Annotated in this window: 16 protein-coding genes; 9 read left to right on the top strand and 7 right to left on the bottom strand. The window is 70.2% G+C overall.

The genetic code is table 11. From position 1 onward, the window contains the following. Positions 1-238: 238 nt before the first annotated feature. The gene (gene hemE, locus PV762_RS12575) at positions 239-1,333 is read right to left on the bottom strand and encodes a uroporphyrinogen decarboxylase (RefSeq protein WP_421035347.1); all 1,095 of its coding nucleotides are present in this window, start codon (positions 1,331-1,333) and stop codon (positions 239-241) included. 186 nt (positions 1,334-1,519) lie between these two features. Here hemE and PV762_RS12570 point away from each other — a divergent pair, with 186 nt between their 5' ends. Genes PV762_RS12570 through PV762_RS12560 form a run of 3 tightly spaced genes read left to right on the top strand, consistent with a single transcriptional unit; the run spans position 1,520 to position 3,661 of the window. Further along, on the top strand, positions 1,520-2,137 hold the full coding sequence (locus PV762_RS12570) for a LemA family protein (protein WP_421035365.1): 618 nt from the start codon (positions 1,520-1,522) through the stop codon (positions 2,135-2,137). Between the two features lie 10 nt (positions 2,138-2,147). Then, positions 2,148-3,113, top strand: coding sequence for a TPM domain-containing protein (locus PV762_RS12565; protein WP_421035346.1), 966 nt, complete (start codon positions 2,148-2,150; stop codon positions 3,111-3,113). Beyond that, positions 3,113-3,661 carry a TPM domain-containing protein gene (locus PV762_RS12560; protein WP_421035345.1) on the top strand — a complete coding sequence of 183 codons (549 nt, stop codon included), beginning with the start codon at positions 3,113-3,115 and terminating at the stop codon, positions 3,659-3,661. The genes PV762_RS12565 and PV762_RS12560 overlap by 1 nt, the downstream gene beginning before the upstream one ends. 146 nt (positions 3,662-3,807) lie before the next feature. On the opposite strand, the gene PV762_RS12555 is transcribed toward PV762_RS12560, so the two are convergent. The 6 genes from PV762_RS12555 to PV762_RS12530 all read right to left on the bottom strand — a co-directional run bounded on the left by PV762_RS12555 (position 3,808) and on the right by PV762_RS12530 (position 8,952). Beyond that, positions 3,808-4,644 (bottom strand): LytR/AlgR family response regulator transcription factor, encoded by an 837-nt coding sequence (locus PV762_RS12555; RefSeq protein WP_421035344.1) that lies wholly within the window; start codon positions 4,642-4,644, stop codon positions 3,808-3,810. A 54-nt stretch (positions 4,645-4,698) separates the two neighbouring features. After that, positions 4,699-5,160: a hypothetical protein gene (locus PV762_RS12550; RefSeq protein WP_421035343.1), complete on the bottom strand. Its 462-nt coding sequence runs from the start codon at positions 5,158-5,160 to the stop codon at positions 4,699-4,701. Beyond that, positions 5,157-6,692 (bottom strand): sensor histidine kinase, encoded by a 1,536-nt coding sequence (locus PV762_RS12545; RefSeq protein ID WP_421035342.1) that lies wholly within the window; start codon positions 6,690-6,692, stop codon positions 5,157-5,159. The genes PV762_RS12550 and PV762_RS12545 overlap by 4 nt, the downstream gene beginning before the upstream one ends. Before the next feature lie 234 nt (positions 6,693-6,926). Further along, the gene (locus PV762_RS12540; protein ID WP_421035364.1) at positions 6,927-7,496 is read right to left on the bottom strand and encodes a YceI family protein; all 570 of its coding nucleotides are present in this window, start codon (positions 7,494-7,496) and stop codon (positions 6,927-6,929) included. Positions 7,497-7,624: 128 nt separating this feature from the next. Next, positions 7,625-8,260: a YceI family protein gene (locus PV762_RS12535; RefSeq protein WP_421035341.1), complete on the bottom strand. Its 636-nt coding sequence runs from the start codon at positions 8,258-8,260 to the stop codon at positions 7,625-7,627. Positions 8,261-8,367: 107 nt separating this feature from the next. Beyond that, positions 8,368-8,952, bottom strand: coding sequence for a cytochrome b (locus PV762_RS12530; RefSeq protein ID WP_421035363.1), 585 nt, complete (start codon positions 8,950-8,952; stop codon positions 8,368-8,370). 322 nt (positions 8,953-9,274) lie between these two features. Here PV762_RS12530 and PV762_RS12525 point away from each other — a divergent pair, with 322 nt between their 5' ends. The 6 genes from PV762_RS12525 to PV762_RS12500 all read left to right on the top strand — a co-directional run bounded on the left by PV762_RS12525 (position 9,275) and on the right by PV762_RS12500 (position 20,226). After that, positions 9,275-9,853: an HD domain-containing protein gene (locus PV762_RS12525; RefSeq protein WP_421035340.1), complete on the top strand. Its 579-nt coding sequence runs from the start codon at positions 9,275-9,277 to the stop codon at positions 9,851-9,853. A 325-nt stretch (positions 9,854-10,178) separates the two neighbouring features. Next, positions 10,179-11,981, top strand: coding sequence for a hybrid sensor histidine kinase/response regulator (locus tag PV762_RS12520; protein ID WP_421035339.1), 1,803 nt, complete (start codon positions 10,179-10,181; stop codon positions 11,979-11,981). After that, positions 11,941-16,122: an alpha/beta fold hydrolase gene (locus PV762_RS12515; RefSeq protein ID WP_421035338.1), complete on the top strand. Its 4,182-nt coding sequence runs from the start codon at positions 11,941-11,943 to the stop codon at positions 16,120-16,122. Before PV762_RS12520 ends, PV762_RS12515 begins: the two co-directional genes overlap by 41 nt. Continuing rightward, entirely contained in the window at positions 16,119-17,951 is a 1,833-nt protein-coding gene (locus PV762_RS12510) for an alkaline phosphatase D family protein (protein ID WP_421035337.1), read from the top strand. Before PV762_RS12515 ends, PV762_RS12510 begins: the two co-directional genes overlap by 4 nt. Positions 17,952-18,005: 54 nt before the next feature. Next, a complete protein-coding gene (locus PV762_RS12505) occupies positions 18,006-19,604 on the top strand; it encodes an inorganic triphosphatase (RefSeq protein WP_421035336.1) in 1,599 nt (532 codons plus the stop codon). A gap of 97 nt (positions 19,605-19,701) precedes the next feature. Beyond that, positions 19,702-20,226 carry a hypothetical protein gene (locus PV762_RS12500; RefSeq protein WP_421035335.1) on the top strand — a complete coding sequence of 175 codons (525 nt, stop codon included), beginning with the start codon at positions 19,702-19,704 and terminating at the stop codon, positions 20,224-20,226. The last annotated feature ends 7 nt before the right edge of the window (positions 20,227-20,233 follow it).

The following is a 20,233-nucleotide window of genomic DNA, read 5'->3' as shown; positions in this document are numbered from 1 at the left end:
TGCCTGATTTCCAAGGGTCTTCACAACGGGGTCCGGAGCCTGTGGATAACTTTGTGGGAAACGCCCCGGCTTTTCTTGGCTTGCCGGGATTGCCGCCGCGGAGCCCCGTGGGCGTCAAATCGGGGCAAAACGCGCCACCCCGTTTGAAATCAACGACTTACGCTCCAATCGGGGAAAGCCCTAGCCAAGATCCCTCATTTGTGCTGCGTTTCAGTGACATGCACGGATTTGGGGATAACTATGCCGACGCCTTGCGCAGTTTGCGCGAATGCATATGCACTTCGTCGACCAGTTCGGAGACGTTTTCCGGCGGTGTGAACTGGCTGATGCCGTGCCCCAGGTTGAACACGTGGCCGCCCCATCCGCCATCCGCGCGCTGCGGCGCGCCGAAGCTGTCGAGCACGGCGCGCGCCTGTTCGCGGACCGCCGCGGGCGGTGCGAACAGCACGTTCGGATCGAGGTTGCCCTGCAGCGCCACGCGATCGTGCACCTGTGCCCGCGCGCGACCGAGGTTCACCGTCCAGTCCAGGCCGACGACATCGGCGCCGGCGGTGGCGATCTCGTCCAGCCAGAGCCCGCCGCCCTTGGTGAACAGCAGCTTGGGAATGCGGCGGCCGTCGTGTTCGCTCTTGAGCTGCGACAGCACGCGGCGCGAATAGGCGAGGCTGAACTGCTGGAACTGGCCGTCGGCCAGCACGCCGCCCCAGGAGTCGAAGATCATCACGGCTTGCGCGCCGGCGTCGATCTGCGCGTTCAGATAGGCCGCGACCGCATCGGCGTTGATCGCCAGGATGCGGTGCATCAGGTCCGGACGCGCGTACATCAGGCTCTTGACGTGGCGGTAGTCGTCGGAGCCGCCGCCCTCGACCATGTAGCAGGCCAGCGTCCACGGGCTGCCGGAGAAGCCGATCAGCGGCACGCGGCCGTTCAGCGCGCTGCGGATCGAGCTTACCGCGTCGAAGACGTAGCGCAGCTTGTCCATGTCCGGCACGGCCAGCGCGTTCACGGCGGCCTCGTCGCGGACCACCTTCTCGAACTTGGGTCCCTCCCCCTGCGCGAACGACAGGCCCAGGCCCATCGCGTCCGGCACGGTCAGGATGTCGCTGAACAGGATGGCCGCGTCCAGCGGGTAGCGTTCCAGCGGCTGGAGGGTGACCTCGGTCGCGTAGTCCCGGTTGGTGGCCAGCCCCATGAAGCTGCCGGCCCTGGCGCGGGTGTCGCGGTACTCGGGCAGGTAGCGGCCGGCCTGGCGCATCAGCCAGACGGGCGTGTACTCGGTGGGCTCGCGCAGGCAGGCGCGCAGGAAGACGTCGTTCTGAAGGGGGGCGCTCATGGGGAGGGGATTATGCTCGGACCCTCTTGCCCTTGAATTCCGGGACCCGGCACACGATATGCCGCTGCGCACAAGGAGGATCCGCTGATGATTTCGACACTGTCCCGTCCGTTCAACACCGTTGGCTCGTCGCTTCGCGCGTCCCTTCGCACCACGGCGGCCGCCGCCTTGATCGTGGGCGCGCCGATGGCGCTCACCGGCTGCGGCTACAACGAGTTCCAGAGCCTGGACGAGCAGGTCAACGCGAGCTGGTCCGAAGTGCTCAGCCAGTACCAGCGTCGCAGCGACCTGATCCCGAACATCGTCAACACGGTGAAGGGCGAAGCCAGTTTCGAGCAGGACACGCTGACCAAGGTCGTCGAGGCCCGCGCCAAGGCCACCAGCATCCAGGTCACGCCCGAGCTGGCGCGCGACCCCGCCGCGCTGCAGAAGTTCCAGGCCGCGCAGGGTGAGTTGTCCGGCGCGCTGAGCCGGCTGATGGTGGTCAGCGAGCGTTATCCGCAGCTGCAGGCCAACCAGGGCTTCCGGGACCTGCGCGTGCAGCTGGAAGGCACCGAGAACCGCATCACCGTTGCGCGCAACCGTTACATCAAGTCGGTGCAGGATTACAACGTGCTGACCCGCCGGTTCCCATCGAACCTGACGGCGAAGATCTTCGGCTACGACACCAAGCCGAACTTCACCGTGCAGAACGAGGCCGCGATCTCCGCGCCGCCGACGGTGAGCTTCGACAAGCCGGCCGTGCCCGCCGGGACGGCTCCCGCCACGACGCCGGCACCGGCGGCCTCGCCCGCGTCGAACTGAGGTCCCGCGCATGCGGGCCGTCCGACTCCTGGCGCTGGTCTTCTTCGGCCTGTTGATGAGCGTCGGCCTGCTGCCGCGGGCGCGCGCGCAGGACGTCCAGCCGGTGCCGCCGCTCAGCGGCCGCGTCATCGACCAGACCGCGACGCTCAGTGCCGCGCAGCGCGAGGCGCTCGAGGCGAAGCTCGCCGCGTTCGAGCGCGAAGCCGGCCCGCAGATCGTCGTCCTGATGGTGCGCACGACCGCGCCGGAGGACATCGCCGCCTTCGCGCAGCGCCTCGGCGACCAGTGGAAGATCGGACGGCGCGATGTCGGCGACGGGCTGCTGATCGTCGTCGCGAAGGACGACCGGCGCATCAACATCCAGACGGCCAAGGCGCTTGAAGGGGCGGTGCCGGACCTCGCCGCGCGGCAGATCATCGAGCGCGACATCACGCCCGCCTTCAAGGCGGGCGACTATGCCGGCGGGCTGAACCGCGCGATCGATTCGCTGCAGGCGCGCATCCGCGGTGAACACCTGCCGGCGCCGGCGCAGCGGCCCGCGAGATCCGGCGGCGGCCACAACATCGACATCGGCGAGATCGCCATGATCGCGTTCCTCGCCGTGCCGCTGATGGGCGCGGTGCTGACGTCCATGTTCGGACGCAAGATCGGCAGCCTGTTCACCGGCGTCGGCGCGGGCGCCGTCGGCTGGGGGCTGAGCAACAGCCTGCTGCTGGGCGCGGGCGCGGCGGTCGCGTCGCTGATCCTGGTCGGGGTGCTCGGCATCGGCGCGGCGCGACGGCGCAGCGCAAGCCCGTCCTACGGCGGTTATCGGCGCAGCGCGCACCGGTCGGGCGGCATCGCGCCGCCCATCATCTGGGGCGGCGGCGGCGGCGGTGGCAATGGCGGCGGGAGTTGGGGCGGCAGCGACGGCGGTGGGTTCTCCTCCGGCGGCGGCGGCGACTTCGGCGGCGGCGGCGCCTCGGGAGACTGGTGATGGAACGTCCGACCGATCACGAGATCCGCCGCGCCGGCGACACGAGCCGGCTGGGGCGCTTCTTCCGGCATCGTTTCTGGGATGAGGCCGACGTGCGGCGCGTGCTGCCGGCCGCAGCGCTGGCGCGCCTGTCCGCGCGCGTCACCGAGAGCGAATCGAGCCATGCCGGCGAGATCCGCCTGTGCGTGGAGGCGAGCCTGCCCATCAGCTATCTGTGGCGCGGATTGACGGCGCGGCAACGGGCGCTGGCGCTGTTCGGCAAGCTGCGCGTGTGGGATACGGAGCACAACAATGGTGTGCTCATCTATCTGCTGCTGGCGGAGCACGCCATCGAGATCGTCGCGGACCGCGGACTGAACCGGCGCGTCAGCGCGACGCAGTGGCAACCCATCGTCGAGGGCCTGCGGCAGTCGCTGCGCGGCGGACAGTTCGAGCAGGGGCTGGTGGAGGCGATCCGCGCCGTCGAGGCGCTGCTGGCCCAGCACTTCCCGCCCGAGGCCGGCACCGTGCCGCGCAATGAGTTGCCGGACGCGGTGGTGGTGCTGTAGCGCTGGGGCGCTTCGGTGGCGGACTGCCGCGGACGCCGTCCCTCACCCCCACCCTCTCCGGCAAGCGGGAGAGGGAGCAAGCGTGCACCGAGCCGATGGGATGGCCCGCACTGCGGGAGAGGGTAGGGGTGAGGGTCGTGGAAGCGCTACATGCCCTTGAAGAGGTGTGTGTAGCTGCGGCTGACTTCGAGCTTCTCTTCGAGGCCGCGCACGCCCACGAGCTGGCGGCCGCGGAAGTCGCGGCTGATGCCGTTGATGGCCTTGACGTTGACCAGCGTCGAGCGGTGGATCTGCCAGAACAGCTTGGGATCCAGCTCGTCGACCAGCTCCTTGATCGGCTTGCGGATCAGCGCCTCGACGGTCGGCGTCTGGACGCGCGTGTACTTCTCGTCGCTGATGAAGAACAGCACGTCCTCGACCGGGATCATCTGGATGGTCTGGCCAACCGAGGCCTGGATCCACTGGAGGTACTGCGGCGCCCCGCCGGTGTTGTTCACCCGCGCCGACAGCGAATGCAGCAGCTGCTGCAAGGTGCCGGTGCTCGGGCCTTCCGGCTCGGCCTCGCCGCTGCGCAGCGCCAGACGCTTCTTGATGCGCTCGACGGTGACCAGCAGGCGCTCGCGTTCCGCGGGCTTGAGCACGTAGTCGCACACGCCCTGCTCGAAGGCCTCGACCGCGTACTGGTCGTAGGCCGTGATGAAGACGATCTCCGGCAGCAGCCAGTCGTCATCGTCGGGCAACTGCGCGATCTGCTTGGCCGCCTCGACGCCGGTCAGGCCCGGCATGCGGATGTCGAGGAAGACCAGGTCCGGCCGGTGCTCCTTGACCAGCTCGACCGCCTCCAGGCCGTTCTTGGCCTCGGCCACGATCTGCAGCTCGGGCCAGACCTCGGCGATGCGGCTGCGCAGTTGCTCGCGCATCAGGCGTTCGTCGTCCGCGAGGATGGCGCGCGGGCCTTGGGGGGTGTCACTGGTGTCGCTCATGGGGGGCGATGTTAGGGCAGGTGAAGGGCGGTTCAGGCGGGGATCAGGCGGGGATCAGGCGTGGAGGGACGGCTCGGCCGGCGAGGCCCCCAGGGCCGGCGCACTCGGCGCGGCGGCGGTCTGGACGCGCGGCGCCTTGCGCGGCTTGTCGCGCACGATCAGCCAGACGACCAGGCCGATGAGCAGCAGCGGCGAGCCGACCACGGCGCCGACGCCCGCCAGCGCGGCCAGCGCCACGAGCGCCACCGCGCCCAGGATGAGCAGCGGCAGGCCGAGGCCGAGCAGCAGCACCAGCGGCACGATCAGGCACACCACGACGAAGGCGAGGATCAGGCCGACGCCGGCGCCGAACGCGTCGGCCAGGCCCATGCCGCTGAGGATGACTTCTTCGCCGTCGACGGTGAGGTGCACGCCCGGGACGTCGCCGAGCAGATGGAACACGCCCCAGCCGAGCAGCACCGCGCCGCCGACGAGAACGAAACCGAGGATGAGCAGGGTCTTGAACAGCGTTTTCATGCGTGTGCTCCTTGCGGCCCGGGTTCGGGCGCGTGGTGGGCGGACGTCCGGTACGGGACGGTGATGATCACGACGGTGCCGGAGGGCTGGTTCTCGGCGACGGTGACGCTGGCGGCCTTGCCGTAGAGCAGCGAGAGCCGTTCGCGGATGTTGGCCAGGCCGACGCCGGTGCCCGAGGTCGCGGCGCGGCCGAAGCCCAGGCCGGTGTCGGCGACGGTGACCTGCAGCTTGCCGTGGACGATCTCGGCCTTGAGCAGCAGGCTGCCGCCTTCGGCCTTGGGTTCGAGGCCGTGCTTGATGGCGTTCTCGACCAGGCTCTGGATCATCATGGGCGGGAATTCGGCGGAGAGCAGGCCGTCGGGCACCTCGATGCGCGACACCAGGCGCTCTTCCATGCGGACCTGCAGGATCTCCAGGTAAGGCCGGATCACGGCCATCTCGCGGCCCAGGTCGCGCACGCCGCCGTTGGCGTTGGCCTCGCGCATCGTCGGCATCGAGGCCCGCAGCAGCGCGATCAGGTTCTTCTGCATCTGCGAGGCGCGCGGCGGGTCGGTCTCGATCAGGTGGTCGATGGACGCCAGCGTGTTGAACAGGAAGTGGGGCTCGACCTGCGCCTGCATCGCGGCCATGCGGGCCTCGACGACCTGGCGGCGCAGCGATTCGGCCTCCGCGGTCTCGGTGGCCTTGGCGGCCTTCACTTCGGCCTGCAGCCGGCCCTTGTAGGTGGCCTTCAGCAGCGCCGAGGCCAGCACCACCAGGATGGCGAGCTTGTCGAGGAAATCGCCCAGGTGCACGGTGCGGTACCGGGTCTTGCGGGAGGTCTCGCGCTGGACCTGTTCGAGCTCGTCGCGCGCTTCTTCGGCGTCGGCCTTGGCCTGGCGCGCTTCTTCGGCGGCTTCCTCGAGCGCGCGTCTGGCTTCGGCCGCGGCTGACTTCACCGCCTCCTTGATGGCCTCGCGCTGCTTCTCGTTGGGGATGCGGATGTCGACCGAGGGCAGGGTGGGATCGACGGCCCCTTCGGCATCGGCCGCGGAAGCGGCGCTGGCCGCGGCAGCGACCGGATGGCGCGGCACGATGCGCACGCCGCGGCTGTCGATCTGGACTTCATAACGCAGGCCTTCGCCTTCGACCGCCTCGGACGCGCCGTGCGCGGCCTGGGAACCGGCCTCTTCGGCGTCGGCGGGTCTCGTGGCCTTCTCGACCTTCTTCTGCGCCTCGGCCACCTTCTTCTCGACCTCCGCGGCGCGCTGCTTGTCGCGGCGGTCGCGTTCCGCGTCGCGATCGCGGCGCAGGTCCTTGGGCGGATGGATGGTCTCGGTCGTCTCCACCGGCAGTTGCCAGCTGAAGGAGAAGGGCGGCAGCGTCTGGAGGATGTTGGCGCCGATGACCAGCATCACCGCCAGCAGCGTGAAGCGCTTCCAGGTGATGGTCACCAGCCAGCTGCCGTAGGCGTGGAAGACCTGCTCGGCAGTCTTCATGAAGCTCTGCCAGCGCTGGCGAGGGGTGGGGGAGGCGGGAGTCGGCGCGTTCATGGGAGGACCTGTCGTATGCCTCGCACTGTACGCAAGAGCCCGGCACCCCCGGGGCAGCGGGCGACGTGCCGTGCGGACGGCGGGATGGACTGCACCGATCGGCGACAGGCCGGAAGCCCGAACTGACCATGCGCACCGGATCGGGGCGGAAGCCACGGAACGCCACGGATGCCGGAAACGCGAAAGGCCCGCTTTCGCGGGCCTTTCAGCATTGGCGCGAGGAATCGGCGGGGATTACTGCTTGATCGCCTCGACCTGGATCACGACCTTCACGTCCTTGGGGAAGCCGTAGGACACGCCGTAGTCGGCGCCGAACTGGACGCGGTCGAAGGTGGTCTCGAAGTCGCCGCCGCAGACTTCGCGCTTGAGCATCGGGTTCTCGTAGCAGTTGAAGTTCACCGCCTTCAGGGACACCGGCGCGGTCTTGCCCTTCAGCGTCAGGTTGCCGTCGATCGACGTGACCTTGTCACCGCTGAAGTTGAACTTGGTGCTCTCGAACTTGGCGCTGGGGAACTTGGCCGAGTCGAAGATCTCCGCGCTCTTCAGGTGGCTGTCGAACTTCGAGAAACCGGTGTCGATGCTGTTCATGTCGATGGTGATCTCGACCTTGCCCGTCTTGGCGGCCTTGTCCAGCTGCACGGTGCCTTCCTTCTTGTCGAAGCGGCCGCGGTTCGTCGAGGTGCCGAAGTGGCGCATCTCGAAGGTGGCGTAGGTGTGCGTCGGGTCGATCGCGTAGGTCGCGGTCTCGGCTTGCGCCAGGCCGGCGACGGCGATCAGGGAGGCGAGCAGCAGGGCTTTCTTCATCATGGTGGTGGGTCCTTGTGGAACAGTGATGGAACCGCGGCGGGTACCGCGGCGGGGAAGGAACCGGGCGAAGGACCCGGACCGGTCGGAGAAATCGGGGGAAGCGGGTGATCCGCGGCGACGTCGGCTTACAGCGGGCCCATGCCGGTGACGGCGAGCTTGAACTTCACCTGGACGTCGTTGGCGACGATGGAGGTGTCCTTCCATTCGCCCTCGCCGATCTTGAGGTCCAGGCGCTTCATCGCGAAGGCGCCGGTCGCCGTCGTCGTCCCGCCGGCCTGGGCCAGGGCGAACGGCACGACCACGTCCTTGGGCTGGCCCTTGATCGTCAGCTTTCCGGTGGCTTCGAACTTGCCGCCGCCCAGCGCCTTGATCGCCGTGCTCTGGAAGGTCGCCGCCGGGATCTTCTTCGCATCGAACCACTCGGGCTTGACCAGCTCGGCGTCGGTGGCGGCGTCGCCGATGGTTGCGCTGGCCAGCTCGATGGAGAGGCTCACCTTGCCGGCCGCGGCGTTCTTCGGATCGAAGGCCAGTTGCGCGTCGAACTTCTTGAAGTGGCCGTCCACCGGCACGCCCATCTGGCGGAAGGTGAAGGCGATGTCGCTCTGGGCGGGCACCAGCTTCGGCGCCGCCGTCGCGGCCGCCGTGGCAGCGGGCGCGGCCGCCGGCTTGGTCTGCGCCATCGCCGGAGCGGCCAGGAACAGGGCGGCACTCAGCACCGACAGGGCGGTGATCGAGAGATGGGTGGCCATGCGTGCGGTCATGAAGTCCTCTGGAGGTGGTCGTTGTTCGGGGTCAGGCCTTGCCGGCCGGGATGTCGAAGGTGCCTCGGGGGTCCCGTTCTTGGGGAGGTCCGATGGAGCCGAGCCGCTCAGGCGCGGCCCGGGAGCATGCGCCGCAGCAGGCCGTCCTTGTCGAGGACCACATGCTTGACCACGGCGCCAAGGTGGGCAAGGACCAGCAGGCCCAGGCCATAGGCGAAGCACTGGTGCAGCTGCTTCAGCGATTCGGCCAGTTCCTTGTCCTTGCCGACGAAGTCCGGCAGCGGGAGCACGCCGAACCACACGATCGGGAAGCCCGCGGCGGAGCTGTAGGCCCAGCCGCTCAGCGGCACCGCGAAGAAGGCCGCGTAGAGCAGCCAGTGCACCGCATGGGCGCCGAACTTCTGCCAGCCCGGCATCGGCAGGTCCGCCGGCGGACGGTGCGTCAGGCGCCACAGCAGCCGCAGCGCGGACAGCGCCAGGATGGTCACGCCGGCCCACTTGTGCCAGTTGAACAGCTTCAGCCGCGTCAGCGAGAACGGCAGGTCGGCCATGTACCAGCCTACCGAGAAAGTGCCGATGATCGCGATCGCCAGCACCCAGTGGAAAAGCATCGCCAGGCCGTCGTACCGGGTCTTGCCCACGGCGATGACCGCCGCCGGGGGAGCGGAGGCCACGGGGGCCACCGGAGGCATCGGCCTGGCTGCCGACGTCGCGGCCACGGCGGGCGCCGCGGCGTCGAGCGTCTCGGCGGGCAGCGTGGGCTGCTGGTCGGGGTCGTTGTTCTGGTTGTCGTGGGCAGTCATGTCGGGCTCGCGTCCTTGGGAAGACCTGGGGCGTCGGGAGGTCCGGAATGGAACGAAGTGTCCGCGTGTGCCGTACATCGTCGGTTCACCTTAACTGAGGCCACTGTTCATCCAATTTGAATGGGAGACCCGGTCACGCTTCACAGATCCGTCATGGGCGGGGTCGAGACTGGCGCCCGCTCCGCCCTTGGAGCGATGGCTGGGAGTTGCCATGGACCTGATCGCCAAGATCGAGGCGGTGTTCCACCGCCGCGGACACCTGCAGTACGGCGACGAGCGCCGCGAACCTGTCACCGCGCTGGAACACGCGCTCCAATGCGCCCAGCTCGCCGAGTGGGCCCACGCGGAGCATAGCCTTGTCGTCGCCGCGCTGCTGCACGACATCGGCCAACTGATGGACGGCGGTTCTGCCGACCCTCTGCGGGACGACGAGCACGAGTTGACCGCGCTGCCGCTGCTGCGCGCCGGGGGCCTGGGACCGGACGTCACGGAGCCGATCCGCCTGCATGTCGCGGCAAAGCGGTACCTGGTCAGCACCGATCCGGCCTACGGCCCGGGGCTGTCCGACGCCTCGCGCCACAGCCTCGCGCTGCAGGGCGGGCCCATGAATGCCGAGGAGCGGCTGCTGTTCATGGCCCATCCGCAGGCGAGCGCCTCGCTGCAGTTGCGCCGCTGGGACGACCTGGCCAAGCGGCCGGGGATGCGCACGCCGCCGCTCGGCTACTACCTGGTGCTGCTGGAAGAACTGCTGCGGGAGGCCCGGATTCCAGAGCGGGTGCGTATCGCTTGAGCCTGGCGCCAGGCTCGGACGCAAGGGAACGACGTAAAAGAATGTCTCCCTCTTGAGGGGGATATCGAAGCCCCCGCCGCCTTTGCATACTGGATCCCGATCGCGCGCTGCCTGGACCTCAGCGTCGTGATCAAGGGGAGGAGTGCTATGCCGACCTACCAAAGCCCGCAAGGGTGGCGGTGGTCGGCATAGTTTTATCTGCGTGGCGCATGGCGAACGCTTGGGCGGGAAGGGAATCGGCAAGATATATTGCCCGCCAAGACAAGCTTTACAAAATCCATGCAGTTCCCTTCGCGGCAGCGGCCAGGCGCTGCCTGTTCCGGTCATGCCGGGTGAACGCAGCGCCGAGCAGGCGAGCGTCGAACTCGAACTGCTGCGCCTGATCGGCAAGCAGGGCCGTCGCGTCCCCTACCCGGTGAGCATCGCCGCGCTGATGATGGCGGTGATGGCGGCCAGCGTGATGTCGCCCTGGCTGGCGTACGGGTGGCTGGCGCTCGTGTTCGTGGTGCTGGCGACGCGCTGGGCCGTGCTGGGCCGGCTGCCGGAGATGCAGGACCGCCCGCTCGAACAGCGCATGGACTGGGCCGTGTGGCTGAGCCTGGCCAACGGACTCGTCTTCAGCGCGTCGCTGGTCGCGACGCCCCACTTGAGCGACTTCCAGCGCATGGTGCAGACCATCGTGCTGCTGGGCCTGTGCGCCGGCGCGGTCGCCACGACCGCCGGGCACCGGGTCGTGTTCCAGGTCTTCCTCTGGCCGGTGACGCTGGCCACCGCGCTGTCGTGGGGCCTGTTCCACCGCGCCGGCGCGGAGCACCGCTGGCTGGACTGGGTGCTGTCGGCCCTGATCGTCTTTTTCGGCCTGATCCTGACCGGCCTGGCGCGCGACACCTATCGCGTCTTCGCCGAGTCGGTGCTGATCCGGCTGCAGCAGAACAAGAGCAACCAGCAGCTGCGTCAGGCGCTGTCGCAGGCCGAATCCGCGATGGCGGCGAAGACGCGTTTCCTTGCCTCCGCCAGCCACGACCTGCGCCAGCCGATGCACACGCTGTCGCTGTTCGGCGCGGCGCTGGACAAGCGGCCGCTCGACGACGAGGGCCGCGTCATCGTCACGCAGATGAACCTGGCGCTGCACTCGCTGTCCTCGCAGATGGACGCGCTGCTGGACATCTCCAAGCTCGACGCCAACGTCGTGCCGGTGAACAACCAGGTCTTCGCGCTGCAACCCTGGCTGGGCCGGCTGCAGCGGGAGTTCCAGCCCGCGGCGCTGCGCAAGCACCTGCTGCTGCGGCTCGACTGCCCGCCGGAGGCCTGCGTCGAGAGCGATCCGGTGCTGCTGGAGCGCGTGGTGCGCAACCTGATCGACAACGCGCTCAAGTACACGGCGCGCGGGGAGGTGGCGATCGAGGTCAACCGCGGCCAGGACGAGGAGGTCTGGCGACTGTCCGTGCGCGACACCGGCATGGGCATCGCGGAACACGAGCAGCAGCGGATCTTCGACGAGTTCTACCAGGTCGGGAACCCGGAGCGCGACCGCACGAAGGGGCTGGGGCTGGGGCTGTCGATCGTCACGCGTCTGGTGGACCTGCTGGACCTGCACCTGGCGCTGCGCTCCGCGCCGGGGCACGGATCGAGTTTCATGCTGAACGTGACCGCGGCCGACATCGCGCTGGTGCGGCCCGGTTCGACCCCGACGCAGGGGCCCGCCTTGCCGCCGATCCGCGTGCTGGTGATCGACGACGAGGAGCCCGTGCGGGTCGCCATGCAGGCGCTGTTGACGGCGCACGGCTGCCAGGTGCTGCTGGCCGGCACCACGCGCGAAGGCCTGCTCAAGAGCATGGGCCAGCAGCCGGACCTGTTGCTGACCGACTTCCGGCTGCGCGGCGGCGAGGACGGCATCAGCGCGGTGCGCTCGCTGCGAAGCGCGTTCCCGGGACTGCCCGCGCTGATCGTGAGCGGCGACACTGCGCCCGAGCGTCTGCGCGAAGCCCACGAAGCGGGACTCACGCTGCTGCACAAACCCGTCACCGAGGACCTGCTCATCAACGCGATGCAGGCCGCGCTGGCTGAATACCGCAGGGAGGGGGTCGATGTCTCGTCCGTTCGAGGAGGCGCCGGAAGCCCCGTCTGACGCAGCGTCCAAGCACGGGCCGTCGTCGAGACCTTCGGGCACGCGCTGGCTGTCGCGGCCGCTGGAGGATTGGATGTCGGAGCGGCTGACGGTCCCGGCGCCGGGTCCGGCGGTCGTGGACGTGCTGATCGTGGGCAGCGGTTACGGCGGCGCCGCGGCGGCGCACGCATTCGCCGGACGTCGCGACGCGGACGGCCGGCGCCTGAGCGTGGTCGTGCTCGAGCGGGGCCGCGAGTATCTGCCGGGCGCCTTCCCCAGCCGCTTCGCCGACCTGCCGGGTCACGTGCGGCTCGCGCGGCCCGGCGCGGACGCCCCGATGGGCCGCCGCGAAGCACTTTTCGATCTGCGCCTGGGTCCGGATGTGTGCGTGGCGCTCGCGAACGGATTGGGCGGCGGCTCGCTGATCAATGCGGGCGTGATGGAGCGGCCCGATCCGTCGGTGTTCCGTGAGCCGGGGTGGCCGCAGGTCTTTCTGAACGAGGACATGGCGCCGTGGTTCGAGCGGTCCGAACGGCTGCTCGGCGTCCGCGACGAGGCCGGCGACAACACGATCGAGCGCCTGCGCGCGAACGCCGGGTTCAAGCCGCGCCGCCTCGAGGCGCTGCGGGCGCTGGCGGGGCAGCCGGCGCCCGGTGCGTCGCCTGGTGCCTCGCTCAAGGCGTCGCCCGTGCGCGCCGCCCGGATCCAGGTGGCCATGGACGCACGTCCGCGGGGTGCGGCTGGCTGGGCCCATTCACCTTGCCTCGCCTGCGGCGACTGCGCGACGGGCTGCAATCACGAGGCCAAGCAGTCGCTGGACACTGGGCTGCTGCTGCAGGCCTGGCGGCAGGGCGCGGAACTGGTGTGCGGCGCGAGCGTGGAAGCGCTGGCCGTCGCGCCGGGTCTGGGGTGGCGCGTCCTGGTGCAGCACACCGACGAGCTGCTGCGCCGGCGGCAGGGCGAGCCGTTCGAGGTGCTCGCGCGGCGCGTGGTGCTGGCCGCCGGCAGCCTGGGGTCGACGGAGATCCTCATGCGCTCACGGGATCGCGGGCTGACGCTGTCGCGGCTGGTCGGGCACGGGTTCTCGGCCAACGGCGATGTGATCGCGGTCGGCCACGACGGGTCGCGCACGGTCCATGCGGTCGCCGACGAGCACCGGACGCCCGCCTCGCGCCAGGTCGGTCCGACGATCACGGGCGTGTGGGCCGCGGGACCGGACCACGTCATCCAGGATCTGGCGATTCCCGGCGCCTTGCGGCCGGTATTCGAAGAAGGCTTCGCGCTGGCGGCGACGCTCGACGCGCTGGCGCGTCCGAACGCCGGACCGCACGAGGAGCGGGCCGATTTCGACGACCCCTTCGCCATCCGGCCGTCCGTGACCGACCGGCAACTGCCGCTGGCGATCATCGGTCGCGACAGCGGCACCGGACGCCTGATGAGGCGGGATGGCTTCGAGGAACCCGGCGGGCTGCAGGTCGACTGGCCCGCGCTGCGCGACGAGCCGGCGGTCGCGCGTCGTCATGAGGCGCTGGAGCGCCGCTTGCGCGCCCAGGGCGCGCGGCTGTTGCGCAACCCGTTGTGGCAATTGCTGCCGCCGGAGATGGCCTTCCTCACGAACGATGCGCGCGGGCCCATGCTCAGCGTGCATCCCCTGGGCGGCTGCGCGATGGGCGACCGCGGCAGCGACGGCGTGGTCGACGCGATCGGCCGCGTGTTCTCCGGCGACGGCGACGCGGTGCACGACGGGCTGGTGGTGCTCGACGGCGCGATCGTGCCGGGCTCGCTCGGGATCAACCCGGCGTTGACGATCTGCGCGCTGGCGCTGCGGGCGCTGGACCGGTTGGGCGCGCTCTGGCAACTGGAGGCGGCGTCGCCCGACGCGGTGCGACGTGAACCCGTTCGTCCGGTCTTCCGGCAACCCGCACCGTCGCCGTCGCCGTCGCCGGTGGGCGCCCGCGACGACGGAGCGGGTGGCGTGGAGCATGACGCGCATGGCGCACATGACGCACATGACGCACATGACGCGCGTGACGCGCGTGACGCGACGGTGATCGAGGTCCGGGAGCGCCTGGGCGGTTTCGTGCGCTGGACGGGTGCGCCGGGCTCGCCGGTGAAGTACCTGGAACTCTGCGTCGTCTTTCAGCCCAAGGCCGTCGTGGACCTGTTGAGACCCGGCCCCGAGCGGCGCCTGGTCGTGGCGCCGGGCAGCCGGCTGCGCGTGTTCGAGGCGCGTGAGCGGCGGCCCGGCTGCTTCGAGATCGTCGGACCCCGGCCGGGCGATGGCCGGCTTTGGCCGCACGAGGAGCGCGGGGACGAGCAGGCGCTGTTCACGGCGCCGCTGGCGCAGGGCGAGCTGACGCTGTTCCAGCGCGAGGAATCCGGATCGCTGAGACGCCACCTGCGAGGCCTCTGGGCCTGGGCGATCAACCGGGGCGTGCGCGATTCCTGGCAGGGCATGATCGACTGGGCGGGGCGGCGATCGCCACCCAAGGCGCCGGGCGAGGCGCGAGCGGGACTGCGCGCACGGGCCGTCAACGCCTGGCACCTCGCCGGACACGCGGGGGAAGCGCGGGTGATGCGCTACCAGGTGCGCATCGATCCGGACGCCGACCTGCCCGACTGGGCGGCCGCGCTGCGCGACCAGCCGCTGAAAGGATGCAAGCGCATCAGCTACACGCGGCGCGGCAACCCGTGGACGCAGCTGAGTCGCATGACGCTGGCGCCGATCGCCGGCATCGCGCCGCCGCCGGGTGGGCGGGAGGTCGCGCTCGCGCTGGACATGCACCATCTCGCCCGGGAGCGGATGCCGCTGCTGCGCATCCGGCAGGCTCGGGATATTCCTTCCGCGGCACGCGACATCGGCGCGCTGATGGCCTATATCGCGCGCATGACGATCGGGCTGCACGCCTGGACCTTCCGCAAGCCCGACGAGGCGCCGCGCCGGCGCATCTCGCGCCTGCCGGGCGCGGTGCCGGGACTGCCGGATCCCGTCGTGATGGAGATGGCCGCCGGCCGCTGGGGCGATGCAGGCGCGCAGCGGCAGGACCTGACCCGCCCGCCGCGGGAGGACGACGACCGGCCGGTGCTGATCCGGCTCACGCGCTACGGCCGGCCGGGCGGCGAGCCGGTGCTGCTGATCCACGGCTACAGCGCCAGCGGCACCACCTTCGCGCACCACTCGGTGCGGCCGGGGCCGGCGAAGCTGCTGTGGGACGCGGGTCACGACGTCTGGGTGCTGGACCTGCGCACCAGCGCCGGGCTGCCGACGGCCCGTCTGCCCTGGACCTTCGAGGAATCCGCCTTCAACGACATCCCGCTGGCCGTGGACCGGGTGCTGCGGGAGACGGGGCGCGAGCGGCTGAACGTCCTGGCCCACTGCATGGGCTCGGTGATGCTGCACATGGCGCTGCTGGAACCGCGCGAGCAGCCGTGGGAGCGTCACTTCGCGCTGCGTGCCGCGCTGAAGGACCGGATCTCGAAGCTGGTGATCTCGCAGGTCACGCCGCTGATGGTGATGTCGCCGACCAACAGCCTGCGCGGCGTGCTGATGCAGTACCTGCGGCCCTACCTGCCGCTCGGCGACTACGCGTTCCGGCCGGCGGGCGATCCGACGCTGTTCGACCATCTCCTCGACCGGCTGCTGGCCAGCCTGCCGTATCCCGACGCGGAGTTCGACCTGGAGAACCCGCCGCCCTGGCCGCCGTGGCGGATGCGTCGCACGCCCTGGACCGCGACGCGGCATCGCATGGACCTGCTGTACGGGCGCGATTTCGCGATCGCGAACGTCGATCGCGCGGTGCTCGACGTCATCGACGACCACTTCGGGCCGTTGAACATGGACACCGTCGCGCAGGCGATCCATTTCGCACGTTGCCACGAGATCACCGACTGGCAGGGCGCGAGCATCTACCTCGACAGCCTCGCGAAGAGTCTGGTGCTGCTGAAGGCTTTCCCGGTGCTGTCGCTGCACGGCGAGGACAACGGGTTGTGCAGTGCGGACAGCGCCGAACTGCTCAAGGGCTATTACGACCAGGCCGCGCCGGGTCGCTATCGCTACCGCGTGATCGCGGGCCATGGCCATCAGGACTGCCTGATCGGACGCCACGTCGCGACGCAGGTGTTCCCGCACGTGCTGGCGTTCCTCGCCGAGGAGGCGTCGTGAGCGGGGTTCTGGCATCGGCACGCAGGAGCACGGCGGCCGACGCCTTGCTGGTCGGCGCGGAGGCGCCTGGACATCGTGTCGAGCGCGCGGCGCCGGAGGCCGGGCGGGTGCCGCTGCTGACGGCGCTGCGTCCGGAGCGCGGCTGGCCGCACTGGGTGCTCTGGGTGCCGATGCGGTGGCGCGGCGCCTGGGCCTATGAACGGCTGCCGCTGCCGTGGCGTATCGAGCCCTTCGTGCCGCCCGGGCTGGGGCAGCCGGGCGCGCCGTGGCGGATCTCTCTGCCCGTGGAAGCGTTCCCGCCGCCGCGCGAGTCGCGTGGCGTCAACGACACGGACAACGACAACGACAACGACAACGACAACGACAACGACATCGATGCCGATGCCGATGCCGATGCCGATGCCGATGCCGATGCCGATGCCGATGCCGATGCCGGTGACGGCGAAGGCGAAGGCGAAGGCGAAGGCGAAGGCGACGGTGCCGTCGACATGTCCGGCCTGCTGCTGGTGGCGCTCTACCTTGAGCCGCGCGCGCTCGCGATGGAGGGCGCGCATCGCGGTGTGATGCACGAACTCCGCGACCAGGATCTGCAGGCGCAGGTCGAGGGCGCGCTGGCGCAGCTGCTGGATCTGCCGCCGCATCGGTGGGCGCATGGCTTCGTGGCCTCGCCAGACGAGCCCGTCGAGGGGGGCGTGTGCTTCGCGCTCGCGGCGTGCCAATACCCGCCGGGGCTGCTCGATGCGAGCCCGGGCTGGGAACTGGACGCTTCGCAAGCGGGCCCGGGACTGGCGTCGCTGGCCCGGCTGCATCGATTCACGCGCACGACGGCGCGGGGCAGGGCGTGTTCCCTGGTGCTGCTCGCCGGCGACCAGATCTATGCGGATGCGAGCGGCGGCCTGGCCGACTCGCGCAGCGGCATCGAGCGATATGCACGCGGCTACGGCGAGTTCAAGGCGGGGCCGGCGCGGCTGCTGCCCCCGACGGTCGCGCGAGTCGTTCACGGCATCGACGATCACGAGATCGCCGACAACTGGGAGCCGAGCCCCGGCGCCAGTCATGACGGCAACGGGCCGTGGTTCGACGCCGCGCGCCAGGCGGCGTGGGATCACCGATGGGAAGCCGGCGCGCGGGTGGGCGGGCCAGGACTGCTGTGGCATGACTTCGACTGGCGCGGCGCAGCGTTCTTCATCGCCGACGCGCGCTGCGAGCGCGAGTCTCGCCGCGTCGCCAATTGGGCGAGCGCACGGCTGTGGTCGACGGCGCAGCGCGATGCCTTCGGCGAGTGGCTGTCGCGCGGCGCGGACAGGCCGAAGTTCGTGCTGAGCGGCTCGCTGCCACTGCCGCGGCGTCGCACGACGGTGGAGCATGCCGCGAGCTGCTTGCGCTCCGATGCGTGGGACGGCTATCCGCACAGCCTGCACGAGTTGCTCGGCGCGGTGTGGCGGTGTCGCGCATCCGGCCTGGTGTTCTTGTCGGGCGACGAGCATCGCTCGGGCTGGGTGAGCGCGGAGATCTCTGCCGTCGATGGCGATGATCGCGATGACGGCGCGCCCGTGCGGATCCACTCGGTCCACAGCTCCGCGCTGTATGCGCCGTGGCCGTTCGCGATCACGGCGGTCGAGGAACTCGCCGCGCCCGATGCCTTCGAGTTCGACGGACCCGATGGGCGACGCCTGAGGTGCGTGGTCAGCGCCTGGTCCGACCATCCTGGCGACGGCTTCGCGGTGCTGCGCGTGCGCGGCGGCGAGGTCGAACTCTGGTTTGACCGAGTCGGTCAAACTTCAGGTGCGCCGGATGGGGTGTTGTCATCCGGAAATGCTGATGCTTGATGCTCGAAAGCTGACGACCCGGTGTCCGCCAGCCCTCGCATGCGACACTGCTGGATGACCGAAATCGAACTGCGTTTCCAGATCCCCGAACCGCAATGGCCTGTCGTGCGGCGCTGGGTCGCGGGGAGCGGCAAGTCCGTCGCGACGGAGGAGCGCCTGCAGGCCTCGTACTTCGATACGCCCGAGCGCGACCTCGCGCGCGCCGGCTTCGCGCTGCGGCTGCGCCGCGAAGGCGACGTGTGGGTGCAGACCCTCAAGGGCGCGGCGCCCGACGGCATGACCCGACTCGAACACAACGTCCCGTTGGGCGCGGACGTCCCCGCGCTCGACGTCGCCCGTCATGCGGACCATCCCGCCGGGCAGGCGCTCCAGGCCCTGCTCGCCGAATTGCCGGGGGGGGCTCTGCAGGCGCTGTTCCGCACCGACATCACGCGACTCACCCGTCCGTTGAAGACGCCTCATGGCATGGTCGAACTTGCGCTCGACCATGGCGCGCTGCTCGCCGGGGAGGGCGACGCGCTGCGCAGCACGCCGGTCGCCGAACTCGAGATCGAATTGAAGAGCGGCGAAGCGCGTGCCGTGCTCGAGACCGCCCGTTCATGGGCCGTCGAACGCTTCGGGCTCTCGTTGGAGCTGCGCACCAAGGCGCTGCGCGGCGACCTGCTCGCGCGCCAGCTCGACTGCGCACCGGTCGCCGACTCCCACGCCATCCACTGGACCGGCGACATGACGCGCGACGACGCGCTCCACGTGCTGCTGCGCGAATGCCTCGAGCCGGTCCTCGGCAATGCCTCGCAGATCGCAAGCGGGCGTCATCGGCCCGAACACCTGCATCAGATGCGCGTCGGGCTGCGTCGCCTGCGTGCCGGACTGCGGCTGCTGGCGTCGGACGACGATGTCGCCCTGCACGCGCTCGCCGACGGCGCCGGGCAACTGTCGCGACGACTCACCGCGGCACGCGATGCGGATGCCCAGGCCGAGGCCGGATGGCGCCTCGGGATGCTCGCCGCCTGGCGCGTCGAGCGTCCGTCCGCTGCGTCCGAGGCATCGCCAACGCCACCCGTCGACGTCGCCGGCCTCCTGCTCGATCCCCAGGTCCAGGGCTGGATGCTCGCCGTCATCGGCTGGCTCGCGCGTCCCGCGCCGGAACAGGCACCCGAAGCGTCGCAAGGACTGACCCTCGTGCACGGGACCATCGCCCAATGGTGCGTCGCCACGGACCAGCAGATCAAGCGCTTCGAACGCCTCGATGTCGAGGGGCGCCACCATCTGCGCCGCCGCCTCAGACGCCTGCGGCTCGCGATGGAACTGGGCTTCGCGGTCCCCGGCGGTGCCGACGGCGGCAAGCTGTCCAGGAAGGAGATCGAGGCGCGCGCCCGTCGGCTCGCGCGCGTCCACGAGGCGGCCCAACGCCTCGGCGCGCTGAACGATCTGGAAGTCGGCTTGACGCAGGCGCGCGAACAGCTGGCGCTTGCCATGGCGCGCGGCGACGTCCCGGCCGCGGCGCAGGCGGGTTTCTCGCTGGGATGGTTGCGGCCGCGGCAGAAGCAGGCGCTTGTGAAGGCGTCCAAGGCGGTGAAGGCCGTCAAGGTGGGCGGGTGGGGCCGCGCCGCCAAGCGTACGCGGCGATCGAAGGACCGCAAGCAGGACTGAAGCGCTTGGGCCCCTTGGCTTCACTGAGGATCACGCCCCCCGCTCCCTGCCGAGGCGGGGGGAGGAGATCCCCTCTTCAAGTCACTTCGAGGCCCTCATGCCGCTGATCCATTCCCTGCCGTTCACCGAACTTCCTCCGCGTCCCGGCGACGATGTCCCGGATCGCGCCCGGATCCCCGCGCTGCTCGCCCTGGCGGTCGATCCGGACCGGCTCTGCTCGGCGCAGGCGCTCGCCGCCAGAAGATTCCTGGACCCTGATGGCGAGGTCTATCCTGCCGATGGGTGCGCCATCCTGCTGAGCCTGCTGATGCGGGAGGCGGGCTTCGATCTCCAGGAACGGTGCTGGGCGATCGACGTCCCGGCGATGCTGCTCGCGCGCGGGTGGGTCGAGGTCCCGCCCGGCGACCAGCGCGCCGGGGACATCGGCAGCACCTGCCGCGAAGAGGCGCACCACGGCGAGGACCACGTCTTCCTCGTCGTCCGCTGCGTCAACCAGGACGAGATGATCGTCGTCGACAACCAGGCCGCCTATCCGCACTTCCGGTGGGCGAGCGGACAGGGCGGAAAAACGCCGGCGGCGATGTTCTATCGCGCGCCGGCGGCGTCGGTGTCGGCGGACTGAGCGTCCG

This window comes from Mitsuaria sp. CC2 (genome assembly GCF_048957715.1).
Lineage (GTDB): Bacteria > Pseudomonadota > Gammaproteobacteria > Burkholderiales > Burkholderiaceae_C > Roseateles.
The sequence above is the reverse complement of the archived record's forward strand: the minus strand, read 5'-3'. Positions and strand labels throughout refer to the sequence as shown.

Bases quoted from the DNA above. Each gene is read 5' to 3' on its own strand.
- PV762_RS12505 (WP_421035336.1), top strand. From the start codon at position 18,006: ATGACCGAAATCGAACTGCGTTTCCAGATCCCCGAACCGCAATGGCCT.
- PV762_RS12570 (WP_421035365.1), top strand. From the start codon at position 1,520: ATGGCGCTCACCGGCTGCGGCTACAACGAGTTCCAGAGCCTGGACGAG.
- PV762_RS12540 (WP_421035364.1), bottom strand. From the start codon at position 7,496: ATGAAGAAAGCCCTGCTGCTCGCCTCCCTGATCGCCGTCGCCGGCCTG.
- PV762_RS12535 (WP_421035341.1), bottom strand. From the start codon at position 8,260: ATGACCGCACGCATGGCCACCCATCTCTCGATCACCGCCCTGTCGGTG.
- hemE (WP_421035347.1), bottom strand. From the start codon at position 1,333: ATGAGCGCCCCCCTTCAGAACGACGTCTTCCTGCGCGCCTGCCTGCGC.
- PV762_RS12500 (WP_421035335.1), top strand. From the start codon at position 19,702: ATGCCGCTGATCCATTCCCTGCCGTTCACCGAACTTCCTCCGCGTCCC.
- PV762_RS12555 (WP_421035344.1), bottom strand. From the start codon at position 4,644: ATGAGCGACACCAGTGACACCCCCCAAGGCCCGCGCGCCATCCTCGCG.
- PV762_RS12525 (WP_421035340.1), top strand. From the start codon at position 9,275: ATGGACCTGATCGCCAAGATCGAGGCGGTGTTCCACCGCCGCGGACAC.
- PV762_RS12530 (WP_421035363.1), bottom strand. From the start codon at position 8,952: ATGCCTCCGGTGGCCCCCGTGGCCTCCGCTCCCCCGGCGGCGGTCATC.
- PV762_RS12545 (WP_421035342.1), bottom strand. From the start codon at position 6,692: ATGAACGCGCCGACTCCCGCCTCCCCCACCCCTCGCCAGCGCTGGCAG.
- PV762_RS12565 (WP_421035346.1), top strand. From the start codon at position 2,148: ATGCGGGCCGTCCGACTCCTGGCGCTGGTCTTCTTCGGCCTGTTGATG.
- PV762_RS12560 (WP_421035345.1), top strand. From the start codon at position 3,113: ATGGAACGTCCGACCGATCACGAGATCCGCCGCGCCGGCGACACGAGC.
- PV762_RS12520 (WP_421035339.1), top strand. From the start codon at position 10,179: ATGCCGGGTGAACGCAGCGCCGAGCAGGCGAGCGTCGAACTCGAACTG.
- PV762_RS12550 (WP_421035343.1), bottom strand. From the start codon at position 5,160: ATGAAAACGCTGTTCAAGACCCTGCTCATCCTCGGTTTCGTTCTCGTC.
- PV762_RS12515 (WP_421035338.1), top strand. From the start codon at position 11,941: ATGTCTCGTCCGTTCGAGGAGGCGCCGGAAGCCCCGTCTGACGCAGCG.